General features: G+C 68.4%; 13 protein-coding genes and 2 pseudogenes. 5 read left to right on the forward strand and 10 right to left on the reverse strand.

The genetic code is table 11. The features are described 5' to 3' along the window. Positions 1-84 precede the first annotated feature (84 nt). Positions 85-1,020, reverse strand: coding sequence for a DMT family transporter (locus G4G31_RS14860; RefSeq protein ID WP_229425007.1), 936 nt, complete (start codon positions 1,018-1,020; stop codon positions 85-87). 231 nt (positions 1,021-1,251) lie between these two features. Between G4G31_RS14860 and G4G31_RS14865 the strand changes: the two genes are divergently transcribed. Further along, complete coding sequence (locus G4G31_RS14865; RefSeq protein WP_182988332.1) at positions 1,252-1,719, forward strand: Lrp/AsnC family transcriptional regulator; 468 nt, start codon at positions 1,252-1,254, stop codon at positions 1,717-1,719. A 15-nt stretch (positions 1,720-1,734) separates the two neighbouring features. Here the strand turns inward: G4G31_RS14865 and G4G31_RS14870 are convergent, their stop codons facing one another. Beyond that, on the reverse strand, positions 1,735-2,316 hold the full coding sequence (locus tag G4G31_RS14870) for a DUF4124 domain-containing protein (protein ID WP_182988333.1): 582 nt from the start codon (positions 2,314-2,316) through the stop codon (positions 1,735-1,737). 325 nt (positions 2,317-2,641) lie between these two features. On the opposite strand from G4G31_RS14870, the gene G4G31_RS14875 reads away from it, so the two are divergent. Then, entirely contained in the window at positions 2,642-3,676 is a 1,035-nt protein-coding gene (locus G4G31_RS14875; RefSeq protein ID WP_229425008.1) for a patatin-like phospholipase family protein, read from the forward strand. Here the strand turns inward: G4G31_RS14875 and G4G31_RS14880 are convergent. Then, positions 3,673-4,638, reverse strand: coding sequence for a 5'-nucleotidase (locus G4G31_RS14880; RefSeq protein WP_182988334.1), 966 nt, complete (start codon positions 4,636-4,638; stop codon positions 3,673-3,675). The genes G4G31_RS14875 and G4G31_RS14880 overlap by 4 nt on opposite strands. A 348-nt stretch (positions 4,639-4,986) precedes the next feature. Between G4G31_RS14880 and G4G31_RS27590 the strand changes: the two genes are divergently transcribed. After that, positions 4,987-5,199 (forward strand): hypothetical protein, encoded by a 213-nt coding sequence (locus tag G4G31_RS27590; protein ID WP_182988335.1) that lies wholly within the window; start codon positions 4,987-4,989, stop codon positions 5,197-5,199. A 112-nt stretch (positions 5,200-5,311) separates the two neighbouring features. On the opposite strand, the gene G4G31_RS14890 is transcribed toward G4G31_RS27590, so the two are convergent. The 6 genes and pseudogenes from G4G31_RS14890 to G4G31_RS14905 all read right to left on the reverse strand — a co-directional run bounded on the left by G4G31_RS14890 (position 5,312) and on the right by G4G31_RS14905 (position 9,287). Beyond that, the gene (locus tag G4G31_RS14890) at positions 5,312-5,581 is read right to left on the reverse strand and encodes a hypothetical protein (RefSeq protein WP_182988336.1); all 270 of its coding nucleotides are present in this window, start codon (positions 5,579-5,581) and stop codon (positions 5,312-5,314) included. A gap of 135 nt (positions 5,582-5,716) precedes the next feature. Further along, complete coding sequence (locus G4G31_RS14895) at positions 5,717-6,829, reverse strand: bifunctional diguanylate cyclase/phosphodiesterase (protein ID WP_267873616.1); 1,113 nt, start codon at positions 6,827-6,829, stop codon at positions 5,717-5,719. A gap of 113 nt (positions 6,830-6,942) precedes the next feature. Next, positions 6,943-7,542, reverse strand: a pseudogene (locus G4G31_RS28450) (diguanylate cyclase domain-containing protein); the annotation flags it as partial. Then, entirely contained in the window at positions 7,505-7,966 is a 462-nt protein-coding gene (locus G4G31_RS26285; RefSeq protein WP_229425009.1) for a GGDEF domain-containing protein, read from the reverse strand. The pseudogene G4G31_RS28450 and the gene G4G31_RS26285, both read right to left, overlap by 38 nt. Positions 7,967-8,250: 284 nt before the next feature. Beyond that, a pseudogene (locus tag G4G31_RS28455) lies at positions 8,251-8,901 on the reverse strand (sensor domain-containing diguanylate cyclase); the annotation flags it as partial. Positions 8,902-8,906: 5 nt separating this feature from the next. Further along, the gene (locus tag G4G31_RS14905; protein ID WP_182988337.1) at positions 8,907-9,287 is read right to left on the reverse strand and encodes a phosphonate transporter; all 381 of its coding nucleotides are present in this window, start codon (positions 9,285-9,287) and stop codon (positions 8,907-8,909) included. A gap of 191 nt (positions 9,288-9,478) precedes the next feature. On the opposite strand from G4G31_RS14905, the gene G4G31_RS26295 reads away from it, so the two are divergent. Together G4G31_RS26295 and G4G31_RS14910 are read left to right on the forward strand one after the other, a co-directional pair. After that, positions 9,479-9,790 (forward strand): hypothetical protein, encoded by a 312-nt coding sequence (locus tag G4G31_RS26295; RefSeq protein ID WP_229425694.1) that lies wholly within the window; start codon positions 9,479-9,481, stop codon positions 9,788-9,790. Continuing rightward, complete coding sequence (locus G4G31_RS14910) at positions 9,787-10,692, forward strand: AMP-binding protein (RefSeq protein ID WP_229425610.1); 906 nt, start codon at positions 9,787-9,789, stop codon at positions 10,690-10,692. Before G4G31_RS26295 ends, G4G31_RS14910 begins: the two co-directional genes overlap by 4 nt. A gap of 2 nt (positions 10,693-10,694) precedes the next feature. On the opposite strand, the gene G4G31_RS14915 is transcribed toward G4G31_RS14910, so the two are convergent. After that, a complete protein-coding gene (locus G4G31_RS14915; protein WP_182988338.1) occupies positions 10,695-13,070 on the reverse strand; it encodes a penicillin-binding protein 1A in 2,376 nt (791 codons plus the stop codon). Between the last annotated feature and the right edge of the window lie 107 nt (positions 13,071-13,177).

The raw sequence follows: 13,177 nt of genomic DNA on the forward strand, positions 1-13,177 counted from the left end.
GCGTTCGGTGTCTGGCCAAAAGGGTTGTTCATTATAGACGAACGGTCCCTTCCACGCCCCGACGCCACGCGCCCGCGGCCGCTCTCAGCGCCGGCGCATCGAAGAGACGGCCACGCCGGCCAGGATGACGCCGAAGCCGGCCGCATGGTACAGGTGCGGCGCTTCGCCAAGCAGCGGCCAGGCGGCCAGCGTGGCGAACAGCGGAATCAGGTACAGCGACATGCTGGCGCGCGAGGGACCGGCCAGGGCCACCAGGCGGTCGAAGCAGAAGTAGGCGCCCAGGCTGGGCACGACTGCCAGGAAACCGAGGGCCAGGTAGAGCCGGCCGTCGGCGAAATTGGCCACGCTGCCGCCCACCGCTTCCGGGGCGGCGAAGGGCGCCAGCACCAGCGCGCCGCCGCCGCACAGCGCGGCCAGCTTGACCGTGCCGGGCAGTGGCGGCAAGGGCAGGCGCCGTCCCGCCACCGTGTAGAGCACCCAGCCGCAGGCGGCCAGCAGTACCCACAGGTCACCGGTGCCGAAATGCAGCTGGCCCAGTGCCGTGACCTCGCCTTTCGACAGCACGACCAGCACGCCGAGGATGGCCAGCAGCATGCCGCCGGCCTGGCGGCGCGACAGCGGCACTTTCCAGACGACGGTCTCGAGCAGCGTGACCAGTGCCGGGCAGGCGGCGAAGATGATGGCGATGTTGGCCGCGCCCGTTTCGCGCGCGCCGATGTATTGCGGTCCGACGGCCAGGCCCATGCCCAGGCCGGCGAGCAGCAGGATGCGCGGCCAGGCGGCAAGCAGGACCTGGCGCCGTACCCACAGGCGCGGGCCGACGGCGGGCAGCAGCAGGAGGAAGGCCAGCAGCCAGCGTCCAAAAGCAAGGAAGAGCGGGGGAATGGCTGCGCTCTCGGCCCAGCGCGCCACGACCAGGTTGGCGGCGAACAGCAGGGGGGCGATGACCATGAGGGGCAGTTCGGCTTCCAGCGGCGCTGCGCGGTAGCCAAGTCCTGCCCGTGAAACTGCTTCTGACACGGGAACTCCGGATAAGACAATGAAAGATTGCGGATGAAACGGGGTGCGGTTCAGTGAACGCTGCACCGCGCCGCTGTGCTGGGAGGCGCCCAAAGATTTTAATGCGCTGCACAAAAAATATTCTTTCGTTATCGCGAGCGCATAACTGATATTCACGAAGGAATCTCTGTATTTCGATTAAAATGAAGAAGAAATATCTACGCGCACCAATTATGGGAGGAGAAGCACCAAATGAGGGATGGCGAACTGGACGAGATCGATCGCAGGATCCTGCGCACGCTCAGCCGCGACGGCAGGATCAGCAACCAGAAACTGGCCGAGACGGTGAACCTGTCGCCCACGCCATGCTGGAACCGGGTGCGCGCGCTGGAGGAATCGGGCCACATCAGCGGCTACGCGGCCGTGCTCGACCAGCGCACGCTCGGCGTGCCCGACACCGTGATCATCGAGGTGACGGTCGACCGTCACGACGACGATATTTTCCAGCGTTTTTCGGATGCCCTGGCGGAGTTGCCCGAGGTGATGGAGGCCTACCTGCTGTCGGGGGAATACGACTACCTGATCAAGGTGGCGGTGGCCGGCACCGAAGGGTACGAGCGTTTCCTGCGCCAGAAGTTGTACCGGCTGCCCGGCGTGCGCCATACGCGCTCGACCTTCACGCTGCGCTGCCTGAAGCGCATGCCCTCGGTCAGCCTGTAGCGCGGGCGAAGGGGATCAGTTGGACTGGAGCAGGCGGCCGACGCCGGGCTGCTTCGCCAGGTCCATGCCGCCGCCGCCGATCTCGCCGGCCGTGGCCTCGCACCAGGCGCTCTGGCGCGCCGGCGTGGCCGTGCGTACCTGCTGCAGCAGCTGGCGCGCATCGTTGATGGCGCCGTTCCTGATCTGGGCGCGCGCATCGTGGGTCACGCTCGCGGCCAGCACCTGCTCGGCGCGCTCGGTCACTTCGCGGTTGCGCGACTTCCAGCCGTCGAGCGTGTCGCCATAGCGCCGCATCGAGGCCGGCAGGACCTGCATGCACAGGTGCAGCCCCTCGAGCGCGAGCGCATTGTTGTTGAGTACATTGCGCACGGTCGGCAACAGTGGCGCGTTGGCCCGCCGTGCGGCGTCGGCACCCTCGTCGCCGGCCGCCGGCCTGCCGCGGCCGTGCTTGAACAGCTGGACATTGGGCGTGGTGACGCTGGGCGGCTGGTCGGTATAGCTGACCCTGCCACCAGGGCCGATGACCTTGTAGATCTCGGCGCTGGCGGCATGGGCTAGCAATAACAACAGCAGGGCGGCAATCGAACGCGGGTGCATTTCAGGTATTTCTGGTTAGAAATTATCATCATCTTAGCGCAATATATTGACGGGGTCACGTGCCTTTTGCGACCGGCTGTCGCTAAAAGTGCGCGGCTGTGGTAGTCGGGTGATCCGTCCTCACCCCGGGCAAGCGGCTGGGCAGGCGCCGCCAGCGGGCGCTTTGCAGAAGATTCTGCGCCGCGTCACTACAGCGGGCAGGCCCGCAGCGTGTTGCCGGGATTCTATGCTGCGCCGCACCATATCCGATCCCGCTAGACTGCCATTTTGGCGTGCCGACCATGGCGCGCAGTCAATGGAGGTTCAATTGGATATCAGGACGATCATGACACCGAAACCTGTCAGCCTCGGGCTGCAAGGTGGCGGCACCTATGGCGCCTTCACCTGGGGCGTACTCGACCGCTTGCTCGACGAGGAAGCCTTCCGCTTCGACAGCCTCTCCGGCAGCAGCTCGGGCGCCGTCAATGCGGTGGTACTGGCCGACGGCTATGCCGAGGGCGGTGACCGGCGCGGCGCCCAGGCCGCGCTGCGGCGCTTCTGGACCACGCTCGGCACCCTGGCCAGCGTCAGCCCGATGCAGCGCACGCCGCTCGACCGGCTGGCCGGCAACTGGACGATGGAACACTCGCCCGCCTACCAGATGCTCGAGATGCTCGGCGCCCTGGCTGGTCCCGTCATGGAAACGGCGCTTTCCCTTAACCCGCTGCGCAATCTGCTCTCCAGCCTGGTCAACTTCGAACGGGTGCGCCATTGCGAGGAGCTGGAACTGTTCGTCGCCGCCACCAATGTGCGCACCGGCACCGGCAGGATCTTCCGCCGCGCCGAACTCGACGTGCAGAAAGTGCTGGCGTCGGCCTGCCTGCCGACCGTCTTCGCCGCCGTCGAGGTCGAGGGCGAGAGCTACTGGGACGGCAGCTATGTCGCCAACCCGCCGCTCGCGCCACTGGTGGAACGGCCGCCGCGCGACCTGATCGTGGTACAGAACAACCCGGTCGCACGCGCCCGCATGCCCCGCAGCATGGCCGACATCAGCAACCGCTCCAACGAGATCGCCTTCAACATCAGCTTCGTGCGCGAGATCAGCACCCTGCAGTATGTGAACGGCTTGCCGGACGAAAGCCGTGGCGCGCAGATGGCCTTCGCGCCGATGCGCCTGCACCTGATCAGCGGCACGGACACGCTGGGGAGCTACGACATCTCCAGCAAGTTCAACCCCGAACTGGCCTTCCTGAACCACCTGCACGACTGCGGCGTCGCCGCCGCGGAAAGCTGGCTGCGCGAACACGGCAGCAGCGTCGGCGTGCGGTCCACGATGGACACGACGCCCGTCTTTTTCGCCGACCAGGCGCTGCGCGCCTAGGCGGCCGCGCTGTCAGGTGCCGGCGCGGGCACCCTGCGGTTAGCCACCCCGAAGGGCACATGCACCATCGGAATCGTTCCGCCGGGTGTGCTGCGCAGGTGCGACATCTGGTCGTCGAAGAAGATGTGCGGCTTGAACACGGACAGCACGCGCGACTTCTCCATGCCGCCCAGGAAGAAGGTTTCGTCGGCCGAGACGCCCCAGCTTTTCAGGGTGGTCACCACGCGCTCGTGCGACGGCGCGCTGCGGGCGGTGATGATGGCGATGCGCACGATGCGGCGATACTGGGGATCGCGCCGCTGGGCGGCTTCCTCCAGGCGCTGCATCATCGCCAGTTGCTGGAACAGCTTCGCCAGCGGGCCCGGGCTGTGTGGCCGGTCCATGTGCAGGGTCTCGTGGGCGTGGAATTCGTCCAGGTCGTTATTGCGCTTGAAGACGGTTTCCGACTCGTCGTCGGCCAGCACGCCGTCGAAGTCGAAGGCCACGCGCAGCTCGAGGTCGTCGTCCTCGTCGGAGATCCGCGAGGGCAGCACCAGGCCGGCGGGGTAATCGATGGCAATCGCGCTGCTGACGTCTTCCGCGTTGGCGCTCAGGAACAGCGACGCGTTGAAGGCCGGCAGATACGGGTAGGGCGGCTTGCCGGCCATGAAGGCGGCGCGCGAGATATCCAGGCCATAGTGGGCGATCGAGCGCAGCACGCGCAGTCCCGTTTCCGGCGAATTGCGTGAAAACAGCACCACTTCGACCGGCGACTGCTCGGGGAAGCACTTGTTGATGTTGAGGAAGCGCCGGATGAAGGGGAAGGCGACGCCCTTGCCGAGCAGGGTATCGAGGTGCTGCTCCTGGTAGGCGCGGTATTCTTCCGGGCCGCGCTCGAGATAGACCTGGTGCGATTCGGACAGGTCGAACAGGGCGCTCGACGCGACGCCGATTACCAGCTTTTGTTCAATCGGAAATGGCATGGGTCTCCTGGCGATGCGTTGGCGCCACGAGCCCGGTGGGCGCGCGTGGCTGTTCGGTTCAATTCTACCGGACAACAATGCAGGAGAGGAAGCAGGGCGGGGGAGCGCGGCTCGGGCGGGAACAGCAGATGCAGGAAAAGGAAGGCCGGGAAAAATCCCGGCCCCTGCGGCACGCCGGGGCGTGCCGCGCAATGGGTGGCTGGCTTAGCGGCCGGTACCGCCGGTGGTGCCGGTGGTGGTGCCGGTTGCGGTGCCCGAGGTGCCGGTCGTGCCGGTCGTGCCCGTGGTGCCGGTCGTGCCCGTCGTACCGGTGGTGCCGGTGGTGCCGGTCGCGCCCGAGGTGCCGAGGTGCCCGTGCCCCAGCTGCCCGAGGTGCCGCCGGTGGTGCCCGAGGTACCCGAAGCGGCGCCGCTGGTGCCCGTGGAGCCCGATGCGCTCGAACCGGTCGACGAGTCGGTGCTGGTGCCGGTCGAGCTGCATGCTGCCAGGCCCAAGCCCATCACGCCGGCCAGGATAATGCTCAGAGTGGTGCGTTTCATGTTTTTCCTCCTTGGTTTGTAAAGGCCTTCATGATGCGAGCGCTCTCTTCAGTCCACCATAGGGAAGGACGCGATAGCGCGTGTAGGACCAACCGGACAGTTAATGAAGAGTTAAGCCGGCGCGGCCGTGAAAATCAGCGCTGGTCGCCACGGGTCGCGGTGCTTGCGCCCTCGGCCGGGCCGCTCGCGCTATCGACCGCACCGGTGGTGCCGGAGGTGGCGGTGGCGCCGGCCGATCCGGTGCTGCCGCTCGTCATCGAGCCGCTGCGCGCGCCGGAAACGCTGGCATCGACGGGGGTGCTGGTGCCGGTATTGTCGCCCGCGTTGCCGCTCATGCCGGCGCAGGCAGCCAGGCCCGGGGCGGCGGTGGCGCCGACCAGCAGGTTCGAAAGAGTGCGCTTCATGGTCAACCTCGCAAAGTGATGGGAGGTTTCCATGATGTGGCGGCGGCGGGCGCCGCGCCATAGGAAGGCCACCAGCATGGCTGTGGGACATGCCGGACAGCGGCCGTGCGCCGCTTGCAGGCCGCGCCTGGCAGCTCAGCCCGCGCGCACCTGCTCGAGCCAGTCGACCAGCGCGCTCGACACCAGCGGCCGGCTGTAGAAATACCCCTGCCCCTTGGCGCAGCGCAGCGCGCGCACGGCCTCGGCCTGGCCCGCCGTCTCGATGCCTTCGGCCACGGTGTTCATCCCGAGGCTCTGCGCCACCTTGACCGTCGCTTCGATCAGCACGCGGTGGTGGTGGCTGGTGTCGGCCTGGCAGACGAAGGAGCGGTCGATCTTGACCGTGTCCACCGGCAGCAGGTGCAGGCTCGACAGCGACGAGTAACCGGTGCCGAAGTCGTCGAGGGCGAGCTTGATGCCCAGCGCCTTCAGTTCGTGCAGGCGCGTCTGGATCTGTTCGTCCTGGGCCGCCAGGCTTTCCGTCACTTCCAGCTGCAGGCTGGCCGCCGGCATGCCGGTGCGCTCGAGGATGGCGGCCACCTTCGCCGTCCAGTCGGCCTGGGCCAGCTGGGCGCGCGACAGGTTCACCGCGATCAGGCGCGGGGCTGACACTCCCAGCTGGCCGCGCCAGGCCATGAAGTCGCGGCAGGCGCGTTCGAGCACGAAGTCGCCGATCTGGTCGATCAGGCCGCATTCCTCGGCCACGCCGATGAAGTCGAATGGCGGCACCAGGCCGCGCGTCGGATGCTGCCAGCGCACCAGTGCCTCGACACCGGCCGCGTGGTCAGTCGTGCCGGCCGGATCCAGGCCCACGACCGGCTGGTACATCACGAACAGCTGCTCTTCGCGCAGCGCCAGGCGCAACTGCGCTTCGATGTCGGCACGCCGCGCGGCCCGTTCGCGCATCGCCGCCTCGAACAGCACATGGCGGGCGCCGCCGGCGCGCTTGGCTTCGAGCATGGCGATACCGGCGTCGCGGATGGCTTCGTCGGCGTCGACGGCCGCTGCACTGCCGGCCGTGGCGCCGCTCCAGAACACCCCGATACTGGCGCGGCAGGCGAGCTGGTGGCCGTCGACATCGTGCGGCCGCGCGAGCGCGTCGAGCAGGCGCAGCGCCAGGCGTTCGGCTTCTTCGGGGTGGCGCAGGCCGCCCAGCAGGACGATGAATTCGTCGCCGCCGACGCGTGCCACCAGGCCGGCGCCGCCCACACCCGGATCGACCCGGCCGCCCACGGGGGCAGGCCGCCGGCGCGCATGCGGTCGGCGAGCGCCTCCAGCAGGCGCTCGCCGACCGAAGTAAGCAGACGGTCGCCGGCCGCCTGGCCGAGCGTGTCGTTCACCTGGCGGAAGCGGTCGCAGTTCAGGAACAGCAGGGCGAGACCATGTCCGCGCGCGCTGTCCTGGGCGGCACGGTCGAGCAGCAGTTGCACCTGCTCGCGCGCGGCGCCGCGGTTCGGCAGGCGCGTGAGGGCGTCGGTGCGGGCCGCGCTGCGCAGGCGGCGGCGCAGGGTTTCCTGCTCGCGCTCGATTTCGAGGGTGGCGTCGGTAATGGCTACCATCAAGCGCTGCTGGTCGAGCTTCAGGAGGCTGATCGACAGCACTTGCGGCGCACCCGGCGCCCGGGTGCTGCCTACCGGGACGCGCAGCGCCTCGCAGACCACGCCGGAGGGCGCATCGAAGCCGGCGGCCAGCTGGCGTAACTGGGGCGCGTTCGGCTCGAGCAGGGCGAACAGGTTGTCGAGGTCGCCGTTCGGCGCGAGCGGCATCAGCAGGTTCGAGGCCATCGGGTTGAGCATTTCCACCACCCCGTCCAGGCCCGTCTGGACGAGCCCGATCGGCGCCCGGTACAGGAACTGGACGAGCGTTTCGTAGGCATCGATATGGTCAACCTGCATGGCGGCTTCGCTGTGGCGTGTTTTCATGGAAGGTCAGGTCGGCGTGCCAGGCGGCGACGCGGTTGCGTCCGCCGGACTTGGCGTGATACAGGGCCTGGTCGGCCCGCTTGAGGAGGGCGTCGATGCTGCGGGCATCGCTGGCCGCGGCGCCGACAGGGACGGCGTCGAGGACGGCCACGCCGGCGCTGACCGTGTAGGCGATCTCGACGCCGTCGGCCAGTACCAGGCGCGTCGCCACGGCCGCGCGCAGACGCTCGGCAATCGCCAGCGCCTGGGCCAGGCCGGTCGAGGGCAGCAGCACCGCGAACTCTTCGCCGCCCAGGCGCGCCACGGTGTCGACCGCGCGGAAGGTCTCGCGCAGGGCACCCGCCAGGTCGCACAGGACGCGGTCGCCGGCCGGGTGGCCGTAGCGGTCGTTGATCTGCTTGAAGTGGTCGGCATCGAAGACCACCGGGGCCAGCGAACGCGGGTGTGCGTCGCCCGTTCCACTTCGAGCTCGGCGGCTTCGAAGAAGGCACGGCGGTTCGCCAGGCTGGTCAAGTGGTCGCAATAGGCGGCCTGGCGCCGCTTCTCGCTGGCCGCGCGCTTGTCGCTGATGTCGCGCAGGATCAGGCAGTAGGCGGGCGCGGATGGCAGGCCCGCCTCGGCGTCTTCACCGCCGGCGAAGTCCTCGCGCTCCGGCAGCGGCGCAATCAGGGCGCTGCACCAGAACTGGCTGCCGTCGGCGCGCAGGCGCAGGCCTTCGTCCATGCTCCAGCCATTGGCGTCGGCTTCGCGCAGGCGGTCGCGCAGGTGTTCGGCGGTCATGGCGTCGGGCGGATAGAAAATCGAGTAGGGCGCGCCGACCACGTGCTCGCCGAAGCCGGTGACGCGGGCGATGCTGTCGTTCCAGTCGCACAGGCGGCCGTCGCGGTCGAGGGCGGCCAGCGCGTAGTCGCTGATGCGGGAGAGGATGGCATTCAGCCAGGCGTCGCTCTGGCGCAGCTGGCGTTCGCGCCGCACTTCGGCGGTCACGTCCTGGATCACGGCCATGAAGCGCGCGGCGTCGAGCTTGAGCAGGGTGAAGGCGAGGATCTGGGGCGCGCCGCGCTTGCCCCGGGCCGCACGCAGGTGGATGTGCAGGCCCTCGAAGACCATGCCCCGGCGCTCGGGGAAGGCCGCGCACTGGGCGCGCAGGCCGGGCGCCACGCCGTCCGGGACGTCGAACAGGTTGGCCAGGTCACCGTCGGGCGACAGCGGCATCAGGAGCTGGGCCGCGATCGGGTTGATGATGGCGATCTCGCCCTCGGTCCCGGCCTGTACCAGCCCCACCGGGGCCAGGTACAGGAACTGCATCAGGGCCTCGTGTTCGGCACGCAGCTCGTCCACGCCCAAGCCATCCGCCATTGCCGTCACCGCCGCTGCACCAGCACGTAGCGGGTGGCGCTGGCGGTGCTGGCCAGCAGGCGCAGCTTGACTTTCACGGGGCGCATGCGCAGGGTCAGGACGTAGTCGATCGTGTCGTCCAGTTCGCTGGCGTCGTCCGCGGCATCCTCGAAGCGCTGGGCCACCATGAAGTTGTTCAGGCAGGGTGCGACATTGGTGAACAGCGGCTCGCCCAGCACCCGCTGAGGGGACAGTCCGGCGGCCTGCGACTCGAAGGCGTTGTAGCGCTGGACGATGGCGTCGGCATCGAAGCCGATCACGCCGAAGTCGAGCGCATCGAGCTGCTCCTGGCTGCTCGCTTCGAGGGTGGAGGCCAGATCGCGGTCGTCAAAGGATGGGGTGGTCATAAGGGAAAGCCTCCAAACGAAGGACTTGCAATAAAAATTTACACAAAGAAACAAATGGTGGCAGGTGCTGGCGCCGAAGTCAATTGTGAGCAGGGTTTTGCCGGCCATTACGTTACAAATTCTACCGTCTGGTTGACAATCGTGGCCCACGGCTGGCACCATCGCCCGCCTCGATTGCCAAAACTGAAATAATGGACCCAGTTGCGCCTTCTCCGTGGTGGCAGGACGCGCCGGCGCTGGCCCGCGTGGTGCGCGACCTGCTCGCGGCCGAGCTGTCGCTGGCCCGACCCGGGCGGGTGCTGCCGCCCGCGCCCTGGCCGGGCTCGATCGACCTCGGCGCCGATCTCGGCGCCGATTCGCTCGACCTGATGGCGGCTGCCACGGCGCTGGGCGATTTGTTCGGGATGACGAACGATGCCGGCGGAGGCCTGCTGGCCGCGCGCACGCTCGACGGCTGGATCGCCGCGCGCGCGCCGCCCTGTCCGGGGACGATACCCGGCTGACCTTCCGTACCTCGGGCAGCAGCGGCACGCCCAAGCGCTGCACGCACCGTCTGGCCGCACTATGGGAAGAGGTGAACGAACTGGCGCTGCTCGTCCCGGGGCGGCGGCGCGTCCTGTCCGCGGTCCCGGCACACCATGTCTACGGCTTCCTGTTCACGGTGCTGCTGCCCCGGGCGGGTGCCGCCCTGCCCGTGACCGACCTGCGCGCCGCGGCGCCCGGTGCGGTCGTGGCGCAACTGCTGCCGGGCGACCTGATGGTGGCGCACCCCGACTTCTGGGACCTGGCGGCGTCAAGCGAACCGCGCTTCCCCGCGGACGTCGTCGGCATCAGTTCGACCGCGCCGCTGCGCGATGCGAGCGCACGCGCGCTGGCATCGGGCGGCCTGCGGCTGCTGCAGGTGTATGGCAGTTCGGAGACGGCCGGCGTTGGGTGGCGCGACACGGCCGACGCTCCCTATCGCCTGTTCTCGTACTGGCGCCGTGGGGAGGAAGAGGGAACGATCGAGCGCGAGACCGGTGGCGAAGGCGAGCGCTTTGCCTTGCAGGACCGGCTGTCCTGGAGCGGGCCTGACACCTTCCTCCCGGAGGGCCGCATCGACGCGGCGGTACAGGTGGGCGGCACGAATGTGTTCCCGGCTTATGTGGCCGAGGTACTGGCACTGCACCCGCAGGTGGCGCAGTGCGCGGTGCGGCCGATGCGGCTCGACGAGGGCAGGCGCCTGAAGGCTTTCGTGGTGCCGCACCCCGGGAACGATCCGGCAGCGCTGCGGGCCGGCCTGTCGACGTGGATCGGCGCGCGCCTGACGCCTGCCGAATGCCCGGCCGCGTATTCCTTCGGCCCCGACCTGCCGCGCCAGCCGAACGGCAAGCCGGCGGACTGGATCATCGACGCCCGGGATTGAGCCTACTGCTTCGGCACGAACACCGGCGCACCCTCGGGCGTGACCACCGTGTCGGCGCGCGGATGCGCGTCGCCCTCGGGTTCGTCGTCGGTGATCGGCTCGGCGTCGAGCGTCGGCTCGGCACCCGTGCCGCCCAGCGTGGCCGGATCGATGTCGATCGCGCGCAGCTGCGGCATTTCCGCGAACTCCGTGTAGACCCAGTCGTCGTTCTCGCGCAGGATGCCTTCCGGTTCGGGGCGCTCCACCACCGGGCGCCTGGCCGGGGCCACGTCCATGTAGTCGAGCCAGATCGGCAGCGCCGGGGTGGCGCCGAATTCCTTGCCGCCGAGCGAGCGCGGATCATCATAGCCCATCCAGGCCACCGCCACCAGGCCGCCGCCATAGCCGGCGAACCAGCCATCGAAGGCATCGCTGGTGGTGCCGGTCTTGCCGGCGATGTCGGCCCGGCCGAGGCGCTTCGATGCGGCGGCGCCGGTGCCGTAGCGGGTCACGTCGCGCAGCATGCTGTCGCTGACCCAGGCGTTGCGGGCGTCGAGCACGCGGGCGCTTTCCTGGTTGGCCGCCGGCGCTTTTTCCTCGAACAGGGCGCTGCCGTTGCCGTCTTCGATCTTTGAAATCAAATAGGGCTTGACCGCATAGCCGCCGTTGGCGAACACGGCATAGGCGCCGGCCATCTGCAGGGGCGTGACGGCACCGGTGCCGAGGGCCAGCGTCAGGTTCTGCGGGTGGCGCGCCAGGTCGAAACCGAACTTGCCGAGGTAGTCGCGGGTATAGCCCACTTCCAGCGCGCGCAGCAGGCGCACGGTCGGCACGTTCTTCGAGTGCGCCAGCGAATAGCGCATGGTGATGGGGCCGTCGAATTTGCCGTCGTCGTTCTGCGGCGACCAGGTCGCGCCCGCGTTCTCGCCCGGCATGTCGAGGGGCTCGTCGAGGATCAGGGTGCCCGGCGAATAGCCCCTGGCCAGCGCGGCCGAGTACACGAAGGGCTTGATCGCCGAGCCGGGCTGGCGCCAGGCTTGCGTGACGTGGTTGAACTTCTGCAGGTTGTAGTCGAAGCCGCCGACCAGGGCCTGGTAGGCGCCGGTGTTGGCGTCCAGCGCGACAAAGGCGGCAGCCACCTGCGGCACCTGGCTGATGCTCCATGTATCCTTGCCCAGCCTGGTGATGCGGACGACTGCGCCCGGGCGGATGCGCTGCGTCTCTTTCGCCTTGTCCGACAGTCCCGCCGCGGCGAACTTCAGGCCGGCGCCGCTGATGGTGATGGTGTCGCCGTCGATGGTCTCGACCTTCACCGATTTGCCGGAGGCGGACAGCACGACCGCCGGCTCGAGGCCGTCGCTCGACGGCCGCTTCTGCAGGGCTTCGACGATGGCTTCCTCGCGTTCCTCGTCGTTCTCGGGCAGCTCGATGCGCGCTTCCGGGCCGCGGTAGCCGTGACGGCTGTCGTAGGCCAGCACGTTGCGGCGCACCGAGGCATAGGCCGCTTCCTGGGCCTTCGAATCGATGGTGGTGTAGACGCGGATGCCGCGCGTGTACGACTCCTCGGCGTACTGGGCGAACACGACCTGGCGGGCCAGTTCGGCCACGTACTGGGCATGGGCGCCGAATTCCTGTGGGCGCGCATGCACGCGCATCGGTTCGGCAACGGCCTGTGCGTACTGGGCTTCGCTGATGTGGCCCAGGTCGCGCAGGCGCCGCAGCACCTGTTCCTGGCGCAGCTTGGCGCGTTTCGGGTTCACCGCCGGGTTGTGGCGCGCGGGGTTTTGCGGCAGGCCGGCCAGCATCGCCGTCTCGGCAATCGTCAGCTGGTCGAGCTTCTTGCCGAAGTAGCTGCGCGCGGCGCTGGCAAAGCCGTAGGAGCGCTGGCCCAGATAGATCTGGTTCATGTACAGCTCGAGGATCTGGTCCTTGGTCAATGCGTCCTCGATTTTCTTGGCAAGCATGACTTCGTTGAGCTTCCTCGACAGGACCTTCTCGCGCGACAGGAAGAAGTTGCGCGCCACCTGCATCGTGATGGTGGACGCGCCGCCCGAGCCGAAGCCGCCGCGCACGTTCGACAGGAGTGCGCGCGCCGCGCCCGTCCAGTCGATGCCCTTGTGTTCGTAAAAGCGCGCGTCCTCGATGGCCAGCACCGCCTGTTTCATCATCGGCGGAATCTGGGCAATCGGCACGAAGTCGCGGTGTTCCTCGCCGAATTCGCCGATCAGGACTTTATCGGCCGTGTAGATCCGCAGCGGGATCTTCGGCTTGTAGTCGGTAACGGCGTCGATCGAAGGCACCTTGGGCACGATCGCCATCAGGAACCATGCGGCCACGCCGGCGATGACGAGGACGATGGCGGCGAGGATGAAGAAGATGAAACCTTGCTGCTTCTTCATGAGACGGCGGGGCGGCGGCGAGGCGTGGCAGGACGTGTTCAACGGGTGTTCTCCAGCTGGGGGCCGCGCAAAAGGCAGGCCCGGGCGGGGCATTATAATCCTCTTTC

The sequence above is a fragment of the Massilia sp. Se16.2.3 genome (assembly GCF_014171595.1).
In the GTDB taxonomy this organism is placed as follows: domain Bacteria; phylum Pseudomonadota; class Gammaproteobacteria; order Burkholderiales; family Burkholderiaceae_D; genus Telluria.